Genomic DNA, 16,248 nt, shown 5'->3' on the forward strand with positions numbered 1-16,248 from the left:
GTGCGTTCCGGTCATCCTCAGAACAGCGTGCCGAAGGTGAACTGAAGCTTCTCGACGCGATCAATCTCGCGGTCGTACTTCAGCGGCTGCGCCCAGCTGATCACGATCGGCCCGATCGGCGCCTGCCATTGCAGGGCGATGCCCGCGCTGGCGCGCACATCGCTGCTGCTGAAGTTCTCAGTGCCGGCGAAGACGTTGCCGAAGTCGACAAAAGCGGAGACGCGGGCGCTGTTGGAGTCGAGCAGGGTCGGGAAGATGAACTCCAGGCTGCCCACGGTCTTCAAGGAGCCGCCCAGCGGCTGACGGGTGGTGGGCGCGAGCGTGCCGAAGCCGACCGGCCCCAGAGTGTTGGTCTCGAAGCCGCGGATCGAGCGCTCGCCGCCTGCGTAGAAATTCTCGAAGAAGGGGAGGCCGTCGGCCACGATCAGACGCTGGGACGTATTTCCCTGTCCATCGACGACATCGAGGAGCCGTTCCTTCCTGTCACCGTAGCTGTCGCCATAGCCGATGTCGGCGCGAGTCAGCAGCACCAGGTGACGACTGAGCGGCCAGTAGCGGTTGAACTCGTAGCTGAGCTTGTAGTACTCGACCGTCGAGCCCGGCAGGGTGACTTCGGCCGCCACGCGCTGGAAGGTGCCACGGGTCGGGTTGAAGAAAGCGTTGGTCGAATTGCGTGACCACGACAGCTCGGTGCGCCATGAATTGAAGGTGCGGCGCTCCAAGGCGTTGATGTAGTCAATGATGGACTGCGGCGTGAACCCCTCGGACGGGAAGATCGTGTTCCGATCAATGCCAAAGGACAGGCCCACCGTGTCGGTTTCGGTGATGGGCAGGCCGAAGATGGCGCGGAAGCTGCCGGAGTCGGAGCGGAAATTGGCGAGGTTGGCGTCGACCTGGTCGAGCTCGCGGTAGCTCATGTTGTAGCCCACCGAGACGCCGTCTTCGGTGAAGTACGGGTCGAAGTAGGAGAAGTCCATGCGCTTGACGAAGCTGTTGTTCTGCACCGTCACGCCGATCTGGTTGCCGGTGCCGAAGAAGTTGTTCTGCTGCACGGCGACGGTGGTGATCAGGCCGCTGAACTGCGAGTAGCCCAGACCGAACTGGAAGCTGCCCGAAGTGCGCTCGGTCACGCTGATCTCGATATCCACCTGGTCGTCGGTGCCCGGCACCTGCGGGGTGTCGATGGTGACGTCGTCGAAAAAGCCGAGGCGCTGCAGGCGGATCTTGCTGCGGTCGATGGCCGCCTGCGAGAACCACATGCCCTCGAACTGGCGCATCTCCCGTCGAAGCACCTCGTCCGAGGTGCGGGTATTGCCCTTGAACACGATGCGGCGGACGTTGACGCGCTTGCCGGGATCGACCACGAAGTTGATCGAGACCTTGCGGTTCTCGCGGTCGATCGTGGGCACCGGGTTCACGCTGGCGAAGGCGTAGCCGATGTTCGACAGGGTGTTGGTCATCGCGTCCGAGGTGAACTCGAGCAGGCGCCGCGAGAAGGTCTGGCCTTCGGCGATGAACACCAGCTTCTCCATGTCCTCGACGGGGATGATGGTGTCGCCGGACACTTTGACGTCATCGACCGTGTAAACCTCACCTTCGGTGACGCTGGCGGTGATGTACATGTCGCGGCGATCGGGGCTGATCGAGACCTGGCTGGATTCGATGTTGAAATCGACGTAGCCGCGGTCGAGGTAGAACGAGGTCAGCTTCTCCAGGTCGCCCGAGAGCTTCTCGCGGGAGTACTGGTCATCCTGGCGGTACCAGGACAGCCAGTTGGTGGTGCCGGACTCCCACTCGTCCAGGATCTCCTCGGTGCTGAAGGTCTTGTTGCCGACCAGGTTCAGGTGCTTGATCTTGGCGGCGCGGCCTTCCTTCACGTCGATCTTGATGTCGACGCGGTTGCGGTCGAGCTGACTCACCGTCGGGCTGATCGAAACGTTGTACTTGCCGCGGTTGTTGTACTGCCGGGTCAGCTCCTGGGTGACCTTGTCCAGCTGCAGCTGGTTGAAGGTCTCGCCCTCGGACAGGCCAATGCCCGAGAGGCCCTTCATCAGCTCCTCGGTCTTTATGTCCTTGTTGCCCGACAGCGTGATCGTGTTGATCGCCGGTCGCTCGGTGACCGTCACCACCAGGATGCCGTTGCCCTGGCGGTCGAGGCGCACGTCGCTGAAGAAGCCGGTGCGGAACAGCGCGCGGATGGCGTCGGCGGCTTCGCCGCGGCCGACGCGGTCGCCCAACTCCAGCGGCAGGTAGGTGAAAACGGTGCCGGCCGAGATCCGCTGCAGTCCGTCGATGCGGATGTCGGTGATGACGAAGGGCTCGAAGCTCTGGGCCTGCACGGGCGCGGCGATCATGAAAGCCAGCAGGGGGAGCGCGGTGTATCTGTTGCTCATCGGGTCCGTTTCCGTTCAAGGCCGCCCGTCCGCGATTGCAGCGCAGCAGCAGGCATACATACCCCATGGGAGAGACCCGTCGTACGGGCTCCCCGGCAGGGGGCGGTGGGGTGCCGGGCGGGTAGGGCGGCCCGTTCGGCGGAGGCGTCTTTCCGGCTCAAGAACTGAACAGGCGCAGGATGTCGTTGTAGAACGCGAGGGCCATGAGGCCGCCCAGCATTGCCAAGCCGACATACTGGCCGAGGATCAGGGACTTCTCGCTGACCGGCGCGCCTTTGATCGCTTCGATAAGGTAATACAGCAGGTGACCCCCGTCCAAGATCGGTATGGGCAGGAGGTTCATGATGCACAGGCTCAGCGAGAGCACGCCGAGGAAGAACAGGAACCAGGCCAAGCCGCGCTGGGCCGAGTCGTTGGCGTACTGGGCGATCGAGATCGGGCCGGACAGGTTCTGCAGCGAGGCCGCACCCGTCACCATGCGATAGAGCATGCCGAAGGTCGCCGTGGTCAGGCGCCAGGTTTCGCTGAAGGCGGCACCCACCGCTTCGACCGGGCCGTAGCGCAGCAGCGCGTCATGCTGGGCCGTTGTCGCCGCCGCACCCACGCCGATCCGCCAGGTGCGCGCTTCTCCTTCGCCGCTGGCTTCCGGGCGCAGGCTGACCTCGAAGAAACCCCCCTCGCGCTCGATCGAGGCGATCACCGCCCGCCCGGCTTCACCCGCGGCCCGCACCTTGGGGGCCACCTCGTCGAAGCCACGGAGTGCTGCACCGTCGAGGCTGCGGATGCGGTCGCCGGGTTTGAGTCCGGCCGCTTCGGCGGGCGAGCCCGGGGCGACCAGGCCGATCACCGGCGGCAGCAGGATCTGCTGAGGTACCAGGCCGATCTCGCGCATCAGCTCGGTTTCCTTGAGCTCAGCCGGCAGGCGGCCCAGTTCGAGCTGGCGGATCTGCGCCTGGCCGTCCGCATCGGTGACTTCGATGGCGATGGTGCGGCGGTCCAGGGCGGCGCCCATCAGGCTCATGGCGACATGGGTCCAGGTCTGCGCCGCTTGGTCGCCAATGCGCAGGATGCGGTCACCCGGAGCGAAACCGGCTTCGGCGGCGATGCCGTCCGCGCGACCGACCAGCGGCTGATAGTCGCCCTTGCCGACCAGGAACATGCCCCACAGCAGCAGCAGGCACAGCAGCAGATTGAAGATCGGGCCGGCGGCGACGATGGCGATGCGCTGGGCCACCGACTTGCGGTTGAAGGCCTGGTCGAGCTGGTCGACAGGCACGTCGGCCTCGCGCTCGTCCAGCATCTTGACGTAGCCCCCCAGGGGCAGGGCGGCGATCACGTACTCGGTGCCGTCCCGGCCGATGCGCTTCCAGAGTGGCTTGCCGAAGCCGACCGAGAAGCGCAGGACGCGCACGCCGCAGCGGCGCGCCACCCAGTAGTGTCCGAATTCGTGGAAGGTCACCAGAATTCCGAGGCTGACGATCAGCCACCAGATGGAACCGACGATGTCCTGCATGAGCGGTCTTCGCTTCCTTGGTGAGGGCTTCAGCGGAGCTGCTTGCGCGCATGCGCGCGCACCCGGGTGTCCAGATCAAGCAGGGCGGGCAGGCTGTCGGCACGCTCGCCGCCGAACCTCTGCAGGCTGGCATCGATCAGCTCGGGGATGCCTAGAAAGCCCAAGCGGCCCTGAAGAAAGCCTGAAACCGCCTCTTCATTGGCCGCGTTCAGGCAGGTCGTGGCGGCCGGACCGGCGCGCAGGGCCTCGAAGGCCAGGCGCAGGCAGGGGAAGGCCTCAGTGTCCGGGGCCTCGAAGTCGAGCCGGCCCATCTTCACGAGATCCAGCGCGGAGACGCCGGCCTCGACGCGCTCGGGCCAGGCCAGCGCGCAGGCGATGGCGGTGCGCATGTCGGGCGGGCCGAGCTGGGCGAGCAGGGAGCCGTCAAGGTACTCGACCAGGGAGTGCACGATGCTCTGCGGGTGCACCACGACTTCAATGCGCTCGGCCGGAGCGCCGAACAGCCAGTGGGCCTCGATGACTTCCAGACCTTTGTTCATCAGGCTGGCCGAGTCGACCGAGATCTTGCGGCCCATGCTCCAGTTCGGGTGCGCGCAGGCCTGCTCCGGCGTGATCTGAGCAAGCTCCGCGCGCTTGCGGCCGCGGAAGGGACCGCCCGAGGCCGTCAGCACAAGCCGGCGCAGGCGCCCATCGAAGCCTCGGCCCACCGCCGGCTGTGGCAGGCACTGGAACAGCGCGCTGTGCTCGGAGTCGACCGGGATCAGCTCGGCGCCCGAGCGCCGGACCGCGTCCATCAGCAGGGCACCGGCGACCACGATGCTTTCCTTGTTGGCCAGCAGCAGGCGCTTGCCGGCCTCGGCCGCGGCCAAGGTCGAGGGCAGGCCGGCGGCACCGACGATCGCTGCCAGCACGGTGTCGCAGAGCCCGGAGCGGGCGGCGGCTTCCAAGGCCTCGGTGCCAGCGGCGGCCTCCGTGGCGATGCCGCGGGCCTTCAGTCCAGACGCCAATGCGGGCAAGCCCGCCGGGTCGGCGATGATGGCGAGTTCCGGTCGATGCCGTTCGCACAGCGCCAGCAGCGCGTCGACCTGGCTGTGGGCGCTGAGTACCGTCGCCTGGAAGCGTTCGGGATGGCGGCCGATCACATCGAGGGCGCTGCCGCCGATCGAGCCGGTGGCGCCGAACACGGCAACCCGCCTCATAGGCCCAACCAGACCTTGCCAACCGCGAACACCGGCAGCGCTGCCACCACGCTGTCGACACGGTCGAACACGCCGCCGTGACCGGGGATCAGGTGGCCCGAATCCTTGGCGCCGCCCTGGCGCTTGATCACGCTCTCGAACAGATCGCCCAGCACGGAGGCCAGCGCGGTGACCAAGGTCAGCAGCAGCAGCGCCGGCAGTTGACTCACGCCAAGTCCGAGCAGGGCGAAGCAGAGGATCGACAGCAGCAGGGCCGCGGCCAGGCCGCCCCAGAATCCGGCCCAGGTCTTGCCCGGGCTGATCGACGGACACAGTTTGCGGCCGCCAAGCCGGGTGCCGGCGTAGAAGGCGCCCGTGTCGGCCGCCCAGACGAGGGCCACCGCGAACAGGGCCCAGCGCGGGCCCACGGGTTCGTCGGCATGCAGCAGGGCGAGGCCGGTCCAGGCCGGTACGATCAGCAGCAGCAGGATCACCAGCTTGGCGCCGCGCTTCGCCGGCGCATCGCCGGCCAGCAGACGGGGGCGCGCCAGCCACAGCGTGGCGAGCAGCCACCAGACGCAGCCGATCAGGGCGACCAGCGGGTACAGGTTGTGCAGGTGGCTGCTCTGGTGTGAGAGCCAGGCCATCAGCGCGGCCGGCGGCAGCAGTACCGCAGCGCGCCCGGCCGCGCCTTCAATGCCGATCAGAGCGGCCCATTCCCAAGCGGCCACGAGAAAGATCACCGCCACCAGCGGCATGAGAATGGACGTGGGCAGCCAAAGCACGGCGCTGATCGCCAGCGGCGCCATCAGCAGCGCGGTGGTGACGCGCTGGTTCATTGGAAGGTCTCCTTCAGCTGTTCGCTGGTGCGGCCGAAGCGGCGCTCGCGGCTGGCATAGACGGCCAGGGCCTCGTCCAGCACCTCGCGGCTGAGGTCGGGCCACAGGGTCTCGGTGAAATACAGCTCGGTGTAGGCCAACTGCCAGAGCAGGAAGTTGCTGATCCGCTGATCGCCGCCGGTGCGCAGGAACAGGTCTGGTGGCGGCAGTTCTGCGAGGCAGGTTTCGGCGTGCAGCAGGGCTTCGTCGATCTGCCCGGGCTCCAACTCGCCGTTCGCCACCCGATCGGCCAGGCGCCGGGCCGCACGAGCGATGTCCCAACGGCCGCCGTAGCTGGCGGCGATGCTGAGCTGCAGTCCGGCGTTGCCGGCCGTCAGCGCTTCCGCGCGGTCCATGCGGGCCTGCAGCTCGGGCTTGAAATGGCCGCGTTCGCCGATGAAGCGCAGGCGCACGCTGCGCCGGTGCAGCTCCTCGACCTCGCGATCCAGGGCGCGCAGGAACAGACCCATGAGCGCCGAGACCTCCTCGGCCGGGCGCTGCCAGTTCTCGCTGGAGAAGGCGAACAGGGTGAGCGCAGCGATGCCGCGCTCGATGCACCAGTCGATACACAGGTTGACTGCGCGCGCGCCGGCGCGATGGCCCAGCGTGCGCGGGCGGCCACGCAGCTTCGCCCAGCGACCGTTGCCGTCCATGATGACAGCGAGGTGGCGGGGCACCGATGCGGCGGTGGCCTCGTTCGATGGGGCGGCGAACATGCCGGCGGGAGCCTTGGGGCGCCCGCTCAGACCGCCATCAGCTCGTCTTCCTTGGCCTTGACCACGCCGTCGACGTCCTTGACGAAGCGGTCGGTCAGGGTCTGGATGTCGGTCTCGGCGCGACGCTCCTCGTCCTCGCTGATGGTCTTGGCCTTGAGCAGCTCCTTGACCTGCTGGATCGCGTCGCGGCGGATGTTGCGGATCGCCACCTTGGTGTTCTCGCCCTCGCCGGCCACGTGCTTGGAAAGCTCTTTGCGGCGCTCTTCGGTGAGCGGCGGCAGGTTGATGCGGATGACCGTGCCGGCGGTGTTCGGGGTCAGGCCGAGGTCGGAGGCGTGGATGGCCTTCTCGATCGGGCCGACCATGGCTTTTTCCCAGGGGGTGATCGTGATCGAACGGGCGTCGGCGATGGCCACCGAGGCGACCTGCGACAGCGGCATGTCCGAGCCGTAGTAGTTGACCTTGAGGTGGTCGACCAGGGCCGTGGATGCGCGGCCGGTGCGCAGCTTGGTCAGTTCGAAGCGCAGCGCCTCGACACTCTTCTGCATGCGGTCCTGGGCGTTTTTCTTGATGTCGTTCAGCATGGCGGTGGCCTCGGTCGGCGGGCGGCAGGGCGCCGGCCTGTTCAAATGGGGTGGTGGTTTATAGGCGCAGCCCGGCGCACTGGCAATCCGCAGTGCAACCAGCGCCTCAGGCGCCGCGATCGACCAGGGTGCCGATCGGCTCGCCGCGCAGGATGCGCATCAGGTTGCCGGGCACGCCCATGTCGTAGACCCGCATCGGCATGCCGTAGTCGCGGCAGAGGGCGATGGCGGCGGTGTCCATCACCTGCAAATTGCGGGTGATGACGTCCTCGTAGCTCAGGCGCTCGTAGCGCTTGGCTTCGGGGTTCTTCTTCGGGTCCGAGTCGTAGACGCCGTCGACTTTGGTCGCCTTCAGCATCAGGTTGGCGCCGATCTCGACCGCGCGCAGGGCGGCGGCGGAGTCGGTGGTGAAGAAGGGGTTGCCGGTGCCGGCGGCGAAGATCGCGATCCGGCCTTTCTCGATGTGGCGCACCGCCCGGCGGCGGATGTAGTCCTCGGCCACGGCATTGATCTTGATGGCGCTCATCACGCGGGCGTATCCGCCGATCTTCTCGATCGCGTCCTGCATGGCCAGCGCGTTCATGATCGTCGCCAGCATGCCCATGTGGTCGCCGGTGACGCGGTCCATGCCGGCGGCGGCCAGACCCGCGCCGCGGAAGATGTTGCCGCCGCCGATGACGAGTCCGATTTCGGCGCCGGCCCGGCTCGCGTCCAGCACCTCCTGCGCGAGCCCACGGATGACCTCGGGGTCGATGCCGTAATCGAATCGGCCCATCAGGGCTTCACCGGAGAGCTTGAGCAGGACGCGTCGATACTTCAGGGGGGCGCTGTTCACTGGGGCTCTCCGGCGGCACAAAACCGCCGCATTCTAGCGGTTCGCGACGATCTCTGCTGCACAGCGGTGCAGGGAATGCGAAGAAATCGGGCGGAGATCGGGCGTTTCGAGGGAGTCGTGAGCGGCGCGTATTGGATCGCCGGCGTGCGGCACGGTCGCGTCGACTCACAGGATGGGCCCTGGCCCACCATGGCCTCGACCATGCTTCAGGCATGGCTCCGTCGTCGGTGGTTGGCTGCGCCGCCGCGGCTCTGGACCAGGGATGTGCAGCGAAACGGCCCCACGTGCCGCGCGCGCGAGGCGTGGTGACTCAAGGGTGGGGCGGTGTGGAGCTTATGGTGGGCCAGGGCCCACCCTATAGCATCTCGATATCGCCCAGCGCGCGGATCAGGCGGCGGGCTTTCTTGTTCGGGCGCGTTTCCGGCGCCTGGTAGCCGGCGCGCTCAGCGGCGCGCAGTGCGGCCTGTTCGAGGCGGCGTGCCTTCGAGGCCTCGGATTCGAGGTACAGAGCCTGCGCCACCGGGGCCGGCCCGCGGGTGTCGGAGATCCCAAGAACTTGGACCTCGTAGCGCTCTCCAGCGCGTTCGATCGCGAGTCTGGTGCCGATACGCACGCCGCGCGAGGGCTTGGCCGGTTGGCCGTCGACCTCGATCCGGTGCGCCTCGATCTGTGCCTTGGCGAGCGCCCGGGTCTTGAACCAGCGCGCCGCCCACAGCCAAACGTCGAGGCGGACGCTGTCCGCCTCGATCGAGCCTGTCGAACCGGGTCCGCTCACGCCGCGAGCAGCAGGCGATTGACGCGACGGATGAAGCCGGCCGGATCCTCCAGCGGCGCGCCCTCGGCCAGCTGGGCCTGCTCGAACAGGACCAGGGCCAGCTCCTCGCGACGCTCGCCTTCGCTCTCGCTCTCGAAGCGCTTGAGCAGGGCGTGCTGCGGATTGATCTCGAGGATCGGCTTGGGCGTGGGCACGTCGTGGCCGGCGGCGCGCATCATCCGCTGCAGGTGCAGGGCCATGTCGTATTCCTCCAGCACCAGGCAGGACGGCGACTCGGTGAGGCGCTGCGACACCCGCACCTCGCGCACGCGCTCGCCCAGCGCGGCTTTCAGGCCTTCCAGCAGCGGCGCCGCCGCCTTGCTGGCTTCCTCATGCTGTTTCTTCACTTCCGCGGCATCGGGCAGGTCGCCGAGGTCGAGTTCGCCCTTGGCGATGTTCTTCATCGGCTTGCCGTCGAACTCGCGCAGATAGCCGCTCATCCACTCGTCGATGCGCTCGTGCATCAGCAGCACCTCGATGCCGCGTGCCTTCAGCGCCTCCAGCTGCGGGCTGTTCGCAGCCGCCGTCCAGCCATCGGCGGTGAGATAGTAGATCGCCTTCTGCCCGGTCGGCATGCGCGCCACGTAGTCCTCCAGCGAATGCAGCTGGTCGGCCGAGGCGCTCTTGGTACTGGCGAAGCGCAGCAGCTTGGCGATGCGCTCGGCGTTGGCGGTGTCCTCGCTGACGCCTTCCTTGAGCACGCTGCCGAAGGCGTTCCAGAACTTCAGATACTTGTCGCCGTCCTCGCGGGCCAGTCGATCCAGCAGGTCGAGGACGCGGCGGGAAACGGCCGACTTCAGCTTCTCGATCTGGCGGTTGTTCTGCAGCAGCTCGCGCGAAACGTTCAGCGGCAGGTCGTCGGAGTCGACCACGCCGCGCACGAAGCGCAGGTAGCTGGGCAGCATCTGCTCCGAGGCATCCATGATGAAGACGCGCTTGACGTAGAGCTTCAGCCCCTTGCGCTGGTCGCGGTCGAACTGGAAATCGAAGGGCGCGCGCTCGGGCACATACAGCAGACTGGTGAAGTTCTGATTGCCCTCGACCCGGTTGTGGGTCCAGGCCAGCGCATCGGCGAAGTCGTGGCTGATGTGCTTGTAGAAGGCCTGGTAGTCCTCGTCCTTGATCTCGGCCTTGGGCAGGGTCCACAGGGCCTTGGCCTCGTTGAGGGTTTCCAGCTCGGGCGCTGCAGCTTCCTCGCCCTCCTTGGCCTCGACCGGCTTGGCCATGCGGATCGGAAACGCGATGTGGTCGCTGTAGCGGCGCACCAGCGATTTCAGTGTCCAGGCCTGCAGGAACTCATCTTCCTCAGGCTTCAGGTGCAGGATCACCGAGCTGCCGCGCTGGGCGCGTTCGGCCGGCTCCAGGGTGAACTCGCCGCTGCCGTCCGAGCTCCAGCGCCAGGCTTCGTCGCTGCCGGCGCGGCGGCTGACGACATCGACGCGGTCGGCGACGATGAAGGCGGAATAGAATCCGACGCCGAACTGGCCGATCAGCTGGGCATCGCCCTTCTGCGCTTCCGAAAGCTGGGCCATGAAGGCGCGGGTGCCCGAGCGGGCGATGGTGCCGAGGTGCTCGATCAGCTCCTGCCGGCTCATGCCGATGCCGGTGTCGCGGATCTCCAGCGTGCGCGCCTGCGCATCCACCACCAGCTCGATCGCCGGATCACCGTCGCCGCCCAGTAGGCTGGCATCGGTGACCGCTTCGAAGCGCAGCTTGTCGCAGGCGTCCGAGGCGTTGGAGATCAGCTCGCGCAGGAAGATCTCCTTGTGCGAGTACAGCGAGTGGATGACGAGCTTCAGGACCTCGCGGGTCTCGGCCTGGAAGGCATGGGTCTCGACCTGGCTCATGGGGCCTCCGGGTTCAGGTGGGGATCAAGGGTGCGTGAGCACCAGCCGCCCCGGAATGGGGCGGGGCGGGGCGGTTTTCAAGCCGCTTGTCGCCGCAGCAAGACCAGAGTTTCGAAGTGGCTGGTGTGCGGGAACAGGTCCAGCACCTGCGCCTCGACGGGCGCGAACGAAGGCAGGCGTGCCAGATCCGCAGCCAGACTGTCGACATTGCAGCTCGAATAGATGAGCGTCTGCGCCGTGCTGGCCTCGATCGCCGCGCACAGCTCCGCGCCGATGCCGCGGCGCGGCGGATTGACCACAATGGCGTCGACCGTGCCGGCTACGGCGGCCCCGGCACTGGCGTCGGCGACTTCGAAACGTGCGTTGGACAGGCCCAGTTCGTCAGCCGAGCGCTGCGCGCTGGCGATGGCCTCGGGGCTGATTTCCCGGCCGATGACCGCGATGGCATGCGGCGCGCAGTGCAGGCCGAAGCCGCCCACCCCACAGTACAGGTCCAGCAGGCGGTCCGGTTTGAGATCGGCGACCCAGCGTGCGGCCTGCGCGTACAGCGCTGCGGCCAGCGCGGTGTGGGTCTGGAAAAAGCTGCGCGGCTTCAAGTGCAGCGGAATGCCGTTCAGGACCATGCGCAGGCTGTCCGGCCCGGGCAGCAGGATCTCGGTCTCGCCTTCCAGCACGGCCTTGTGTTCGGGCTGCAGGTTCACCGAGACCGGGCACAGCAAGGGCAGGGCAAGCCTGAGCGACGGCAGGTGCTTCTCGATGCGCGACAGCGGCTCTCTGGAGCGCAGCACGAAGCGCAGGCCGAGCTCGCCCGAGGGCGCGATCGTCAGCAGCAGGTACTTCAGCTCGCCGCGGCGCTCCGCCAGCGAGTAGGGCGTGATGCGGGCCGCGCGTATGAAGTCGCGGAGCGGCTCGAAGGCGGCGTGCAGGGCGGGTGGATAAAGCAAGCAGTCAGCGAGATCGACCGCGTGGTCCCCGAGATCCACCAGACCCAGGATGGGCGACTCGATGCTGCCGCCCACCGCCATCTTGGCCTTGTTGCGGAAGCCGCTGAGCGCGCTGGCTTGGGGCGGCAGCCAGCGCAGACGGGAGCCGCGGATGCGCGCCTCGGCCAGCGCCTGCTTGTCCGCCAGCTGCTCCGCGTAGCCGCGCTGGATCCAGCCGCAGGAGCGGCAGCGGGCCGCGGCGAAGTGCGGGCAGTGGAGGCCGGGATTCGGGATTGGGGAGTGGGGATTCACAGCCTGCAGGTTCGAGCGCGAGGTGGGGCCAGCCTCGGGCTGGGATCAGTCGCGGCCGTCCTCGTCGTCTTCGGACTCGTGACCCGCGTCGGCTTGGTTCGCCTTGAGCTGCGCGTCATCCAGGCCGCGCAGCAGCTTGAACAGCTCGCGGTAGGCGGCCGGTGGGCGGTCGGCGGCGCGTTCGTCGCGGGCCTTGCGGATCAGCTGACGCAGCTGCTGGCGGTCAGCCTCGGGATAGGTCTCGATCACTTCGGTCAGGGCGGACTCGTCGTCGATCAGCCGGTCGCGCAGGGCTTCGAGGCGATGAAAGCGCGCGTTCTCGCGGCGCTGCGCATCGCGGTCGATCTCCAGATGCGCGCGGATCGCGTCGACGGCATCCTCGTCGCGGCGCAGCAGCTTGGCCAAGTACTGGGTCTCGCGCTTGCGGGCGATGTGCTGGGTGATGCGTCGCGTATGCTGCACGGCTGCGCGCAGGGCGTCGTCCAACGGCACCTTTTTCAGCTGGGTGTCGGACAATGCCACCAGCCGCTCGGCCAGCTCGAACACGGCCAGGGCGTCGCGGCGCTGCTGGCTGCGGCTGGGGCCGCGGTCTTCGAAATCAAATTCTTCGCTGTCGTCGTGGCGGTTCATGGCGGGCGCCGGCGGGGTCCAAACCAGCAAGGATACGTGAGTGGGCGCACAAGCTCTTTCCATCGATGCATCCATGGCCCGTCTGGCCGAGCTGGCCGAGGATGCGCTGAAGCGCTGCAGGGCGCTCGGCGCCGATCAGGCCGAGGTTGGCGTCAACGAAGACTCGGGCCTTTCCGTCAACGTGCGCATGGGTGAAGTCGAGACCGTCGAGCACACCCGCGACCGAGGGTTGTCGATCACCGTCTTCTTCGGCGGCCGCAAGGGCAGCGCGAGCACGGCCGACCTCGACCTCGGCTCGATCGAGACCAGCGTGCAGCAGGCCTGCGCCATCGCCCGCCATACGGAAGCCGACCCCTGCGCGGGCTTGGCCGACGCCGAGCGCATGGCTCGCGAATTCCCTGATCTGGACCTCTGGCACCCCTGGGGGCTCAGTGCAGATGCCGCGGTCGAGCTCGCGCTGGCCTGCGAGGCGGCCGGCAGGTCCGTGGATCCGAGGCTGTCCAACTCCGACGGCGCCTCGGTGAGCAGCGGCACGAGCTTGGGCATCTACGCCAATTCGCATGGTTTCTTCGGGGCGGAGCGCAGCACCAGCCATTCGATCAGCTGCTCGCTGATCGCCGGCCAGGGTGAAGGCATGCAGCGCGACTACTGGTACAGCAGCGCTTGCGCCGCGGAGGACCTCGAAGCCGCGGAAAGCATCGGCCGCCGTGCGGCCGAGCGCGCTCTGCGTCGGCTCGATCCGCGCGAGGCGCCGACCGGCGAATTCCCGGTGCTGTTCGCGCCCGAAGTGGCCCGCAGCCTGATCGGCCATCTGCTGTCGGCGGCCTCGGGCGGTGCCCTTTACCGGCGGGCCTCCTTCCTGCTGGATGCCTGCGGTCAGCAGGTCCTGCCGACCTGGATGCAGCTGCGCGAGCGTCCGCGCATCCCGCGCGGACTGCGCTCGGCGAACTTCGATGCGGAAGGCGTCGCGACCGTGGACTCCGACCTGGTGCGTGATGGCGTGCTCGCGCGCTACATCCTCGGCAGCTACAGCGCGCGCAAGCTGGGCCTTTCCAGCACAGGCAATGCCGGCGGCGTACACAACCTCATCGTCGAAGGCCGTGGCGAACCTTTCGAGGATCTGCTGGGCGGTATCCGTCGCGGCCTGCTGGTGACCGAGCTGATGGGGCAGGGCGTCAGCACGATCACCGGCGATTATTCCCGTGGTGCGGCTGGCTTCTGGATCGAGAACGGCGAGATCGCCTGGCCTGTGGACGAGTTCACCATCGCGGGCAACCTGAAGATCATGTACCGCGATATCGAGGCGGTCGGTGGCGACATCGACCCGCGGTCACATATCCGCACTGGCTCCATCCTGATCGGGCGCATGACGGTTGCGGGTGGCGGCGAAGGCTCTTGAGCGTTCCTTGACATCCTTGGCCGACAGCGCGACAACGTGCGGGCTGTAGGGATACCGCCCCGGTTGAATCCACTTCTTGCAAGGAGCTGAAGATGAGCGACACGCCCGAAACCCCGAACGTTCCGTTCAATCAGCCGCCGGAGCCGCCGGCCGGTCTCAGCCCGGATAACAGCGAGAAGCAGTTCGCTCTGTTCGTGCATCTCTCGGCCCTCATCGGCTTCTTCATTCCGCTCGGCAACATCATCGCGCCGCTGGTGATGTGGCAGATCAAGAAGAACGAATCGGCCTTCATCGACGACCAGGGCAAGGAAGCGGTGAACTTCAACCTGACCCTTCTTCTGGTCGGTCTGGCCCTCATCGTGCTGACCCTGATCACGTTTGGGCTCGCCATCTTCCTGACCGCGCCTCTGGGCCTGGTGTTGTGTGTCGCCTGGCTGATCTTCGCCATTCTTGCGGGCATCAAGGCCAATGAGGGAGTCGCGTACCGCTACCCCTTCATCCTGCGCCTGATCAAGTAAGGAGTTCGCTCGACTGACTCCAGACGCCCCGCCTGGTGCGGGGCGTCTGCGTTTCTGCAGCGCGCTGCTGCCGCTATCCTTGCCGGCTCTGCCGCCAAGGTGCACGCCAGCATGCCCTATACGCCCATCGTCGCCACGCTCGGCTATGTGCTCTCGCCCGACAGTCAGCGCGTGCTGATGGTTCACCGCAACGCGCGCGCCGACGACCAGCACCTCGGCAAGTACAACGGCCTCGGCGGCAAGCTCGAACCGATGGAGGACATCGCCGCCGGCATGCGCCGCGAGATCCTTGAAGAAGCCGGCATCGAATGCCTGTCCATGCAGCTGCGCGGCACCTTGAACTGGCCGGGCTTCGGCAAGCGCGGCGAGGACTGGCTGGGTTTCATCTTCCTGATCGACCGCTTCTCGGGCGAGGTGCCGCAGCGCAACGCCGAGGGTGATCTCGTCTGGGTCGAGCGCACGCGGCTGATGGAGCTGCCGATGTGGGAAGGTGACCGGCACTTCCTGCCGCTGGTCTTCGACGCCGACCCTCGCCCCTTCCACGGGGTCATGCCTTACCGCGAAGGGCGTATGCAGAGCTGGAGCTACAGCCGCCTGTAGCGTGCTTTGGCGAGCCCCGTTCAGGAATTGCTAAGCCTGGAACGCTTGGCTATAGTCGCTCGGACATGTCACACGCGCTGCGTGTGCACTAAGGAAGGCCGGCATGGCCGTGGGGCGACGCAAGGCACCGCGCTTGCTGCAAGCGCCGAGAGTGTCGCGTCGGGGGTAAGGCGCCCAAGGCCCTGCGAAACAGGCGCAAGGAGAGGTGGCATGCTGATTCTGACTCGCCGCGTAGGCGAAACCCTGATGATCGGTGATTCGATCACCGTGACCGTGCTGGGCGTGAAGGGCAACCAGGTGCGCATCGGCATCGGGGCACCGAAGGATGTTGCCGTGCATCGCGAAGAGATCTACCAGCGAATCCGCTCGGAAAGCACGGAAGCCACCAAGGCGCCTGCCGAGGGCGAACCGTCTGCGTGATCAGGCTTTACCAGTGCGAGCGGCTCGTCTATAGTTGCGCGCTCTGCGGTGTTGGGCTGATGGCCCGGCGCCTGCAAAACCGGAGAGATGCCCGAGAGGCCGAAGGGGCTCCCCTGCTAAGGGAGTATAGGGTCAAAAGCTCTATCGAGGGTTCGAATCCCTCTCTCTCCGCCAGATGCACATCGAGGGGGCCGCGAGGCCCCTTTCGATTTGAGCCAAGAGCATCCGGCAGTGGTCGGTTGTTCCACGGCTGAAGCATCGGGGTGTAGTGCGTTTCGTGTTCGCACAGCGATGCAAAAAACGGCATCGCGGGGCTTGACGAAATGGCGGTTGCCCCGCATAATTTCGCTTCTAGGCGCCCGTAGCTCAGTTGGATAGAGCACCAGGCTACGAACTTGGGGGTCGGAGGTTCGAATCCTTCCGGGCGCGCCACACAGGGAAAGCCGATCGAGCAATCGATCGGCTTTTTTCTTGCCCTGAGTCCGGGCAGTGCGTGGTACTCGCGGCAGAGTCGGGATCGCTCCTGCGATTGCGGATGGAATCCTGCGGCGCTTGCTTGAGTCCATGGTCTGCGGGGCTCCGAGCTTGGCCACGCTCTCAAGTGCTCGCGTGAGATCCACGGTCTCCGACGCGCGGTGCTGATCTCGCCAAGGTGATCGGACGCGCGCGGTGCGCGCCCTTGGACACG

At 67.0% G+C, this 16,248-nt stretch carries 15 protein-coding genes and 2 tRNA genes; 6 read left to right on the top strand and 11 right to left on the bottom strand.

Annotated features, from left to right (window positions below; genetic code table 11):
- Positions 1 to 17 precede the first annotated feature (17 nt).
- From bamA to yjgA, 11 genes are all read right to left on the bottom strand, one after another.
- Complete coding sequence (gene bamA, locus BLP83_RS01560; protein WP_091237990.1) at positions 18 to 2,393, bottom strand: outer membrane protein assembly factor BamA; 2,376 nt, start codon at positions 2,391 to 2,393, stop codon at positions 18 to 20.
- 157 nt (positions 2,394 to 2,550) lie between these two features.
- A complete protein-coding gene (rseP, locus tag BLP83_RS01565; RefSeq protein WP_091237992.1) occupies positions 2,551 to 3,906 on the bottom strand; it encodes an RIP metalloprotease RseP in 1,356 nt (451 codons plus the stop codon).
- Positions 3,907 to 3,935: 29 nt separating this feature from the next.
- Positions 3,936 to 5,105 (bottom strand): 1-deoxy-D-xylulose-5-phosphate reductoisomerase, encoded by a 1,170-nt coding sequence (locus BLP83_RS01570; RefSeq protein WP_091237993.1) that lies wholly within the window; start codon positions 5,103 to 5,105, stop codon positions 3,936 to 3,938.
- A complete protein-coding gene (locus BLP83_RS01575; protein WP_091237995.1) occupies positions 5,102 to 5,923 on the bottom strand; it encodes a phosphatidate cytidylyltransferase in 822 nt (273 codons plus the stop codon). The genes BLP83_RS01570 and BLP83_RS01575 overlap by 4 nt, the downstream gene beginning before the upstream one ends.
- Entirely contained in the window at positions 5,920 to 6,678 is a 759-nt protein-coding gene (gene uppS, locus BLP83_RS01580) for a polyprenyl diphosphate synthase (RefSeq protein WP_091237997.1), read from the bottom strand. The genes BLP83_RS01575 and uppS overlap by 4 nt, the downstream gene beginning before the upstream one ends.
- Before the next feature lie 26 nt (positions 6,679 to 6,704).
- Complete coding sequence (gene frr, locus BLP83_RS01585) at positions 6,705 to 7,262, bottom strand: ribosome recycling factor (RefSeq protein ID WP_091237998.1); 558 nt, start codon at positions 7,260 to 7,262, stop codon at positions 6,705 to 6,707.
- Between the two features lie 106 nt (positions 7,263 to 7,368).
- A complete protein-coding gene (gene pyrH / locus BLP83_RS01590; protein ID WP_091238000.1) occupies positions 7,369 to 8,097 on the bottom strand; it encodes a UMP kinase in 729 nt (242 codons plus the stop codon).
- A gap of 355 nt (positions 8,098 to 8,452) precedes the next feature.
- Entirely contained in the window at positions 8,453 to 8,872 is a 420-nt protein-coding gene (locus tag BLP83_RS01595) for an RNA-binding S4 domain-containing protein (RefSeq protein WP_245679928.1), read from the bottom strand.
- Positions 8,869 to 10,758 (bottom strand): molecular chaperone HtpG, encoded by a 1,890-nt coding sequence (gene htpG, locus BLP83_RS01600; RefSeq protein WP_091238002.1) that lies wholly within the window; start codon positions 10,756 to 10,758, stop codon positions 8,869 to 8,871. Before htpG ends, BLP83_RS01595 begins: the two co-directional genes overlap by 4 nt.
- Positions 10,759 to 10,835: 77 nt before the next feature.
- Positions 10,836 to 11,993: a methyltransferase domain-containing protein gene (locus BLP83_RS01605; protein ID WP_218121164.1), complete on the bottom strand. Its 1,158-nt coding sequence runs from the start codon at positions 11,991 to 11,993 to the stop codon at positions 10,836 to 10,838.
- Between the two features lie 45 nt (positions 11,994 to 12,038).
- On the bottom strand, positions 12,039 to 12,623 hold the full coding sequence (yjgA, locus tag BLP83_RS01610) for a ribosome biogenesis factor YjgA (protein WP_091238004.1): 585 nt from the start codon (positions 12,621 to 12,623) through the stop codon (positions 12,039 to 12,041).
- Between the two features lie 73 nt (positions 12,624 to 12,696).
- Here yjgA and pmbA point away from each other — a divergent pair, with 73 nt between their 5' ends.
- The 6 genes from pmbA (at position 12,697) to BLP83_RS01640 (ending at position 15,992) form a co-directional block, all read left to right on the top strand.
- On the top strand, positions 12,697 to 14,022 hold the full coding sequence (gene pmbA / locus BLP83_RS01615; protein ID WP_091238006.1) for a metalloprotease PmbA: 1,326 nt from the start codon (positions 12,697 to 12,699) through the stop codon (positions 14,020 to 14,022).
- A gap of 92 nt (positions 14,023 to 14,114) precedes the next feature.
- On the top strand, positions 14,115 to 14,540 hold the full coding sequence (locus BLP83_RS01620) for a DUF4870 domain-containing protein (protein WP_091238008.1): 426 nt from the start codon (positions 14,115 to 14,117) through the stop codon (positions 14,538 to 14,540).
- A 111-nt stretch (positions 14,541 to 14,651) separates the two neighbouring features.
- The gene (locus BLP83_RS01625) at positions 14,652 to 15,140 is read left to right on the top strand and encodes an NUDIX hydrolase (protein WP_091239387.1); all 489 of its coding nucleotides are present in this window, start codon (positions 14,652 to 14,654) and stop codon (positions 15,138 to 15,140) included.
- Positions 15,141 to 15,350: 210 nt separating this feature from the next.
- On the top strand, positions 15,351 to 15,560 hold the full coding sequence (gene csrA / locus BLP83_RS01630) for a carbon storage regulator CsrA (RefSeq protein ID WP_091238009.1): 210 nt from the start codon (positions 15,351 to 15,353) through the stop codon (positions 15,558 to 15,560).
- Positions 15,561 to 15,641: 81 nt separating this feature from the next.
- Positions 15,642 to 15,734, top strand: a tRNA-Ser gene (locus tag BLP83_RS01635).
- Positions 15,735 to 15,915: 181 nt separating this feature from the next.
- Positions 15,916 to 15,992 (top strand) — tRNA-Arg (locus tag BLP83_RS01640).
- The last annotated feature ends 256 nt before the right edge of the window (positions 15,993 to 16,248 follow it).

The organism is Aquimonas voraii, assembly GCF_900101825.1.
Taxonomy (GTDB): Bacteria; Pseudomonadota; Gammaproteobacteria; order Xanthomonadales; family Xanthomonadaceae; genus Aquimonas; species Aquimonas voraii.

Excerpts from the sequence above, each read along its gene's own strand:
- BLP83_RS01570 (WP_091237993.1), bottom strand. The coding sequence starts at position 5,105 with ATGAGGCGGGTTGCCGTGTTCGGCGCCACCGGCTCGATCGGCGGCAGC.
- uppS (WP_091237997.1), bottom strand. The coding sequence starts at position 6,678 with ATGTTCGCCGCCCCATCGAACGAGGCCACCGCCGCATCGGTGCCCCGC.
- csrA (WP_091238009.1), top strand. The coding sequence starts at position 15,351 with ATGCTGATTCTGACTCGCCGCGTAGGCGAAACCCTGATGATCGGTGAT.
- yjgA (WP_091238004.1), bottom strand. The coding sequence starts at position 12,623 with ATGAACCGCCACGACGACAGCGAAGAATTTGATTTCGAAGACCGCGGC.
- bamA (WP_091237990.1), bottom strand. The coding sequence starts at position 2,393 with ATGAGCAACAGATACACCGCGCTCCCCCTGCTGGCTTTCATGATCGCC.
- BLP83_RS01620 (WP_091238008.1), top strand. The coding sequence starts at position 14,115 with ATGAGCGACACGCCCGAAACCCCGAACGTTCCGTTCAATCAGCCGCCG.
- BLP83_RS01575 (WP_091237995.1), bottom strand. The coding sequence starts at position 5,923 with ATGAACCAGCGCGTCACCACCGCGCTGCTGATGGCGCCGCTGGCGATC.
- pmbA (WP_091238006.1), top strand. The coding sequence starts at position 12,697 with ATGGCCCGTCTGGCCGAGCTGGCCGAGGATGCGCTGAAGCGCTGCAGG.
- htpG (WP_091238002.1), bottom strand. The coding sequence starts at position 10,758 with ATGAGCCAGGTCGAGACCCATGCCTTCCAGGCCGAGACCCGCGAGGTC.
- frr (WP_091237998.1), bottom strand. The coding sequence starts at position 7,262 with ATGCTGAACGACATCAAGAAAAACGCCCAGGACCGCATGCAGAAGAGT.
- BLP83_RS01625 (WP_091239387.1), top strand. The coding sequence starts at position 14,652 with ATGCCCTATACGCCCATCGTCGCCACGCTCGGCTATGTGCTCTCGCCC.
- rseP (WP_091237992.1), bottom strand. The coding sequence starts at position 3,906 with ATGCAGGACATCGTCGGTTCCATCTGGTGGCTGATCGTCAGCCTCGGA.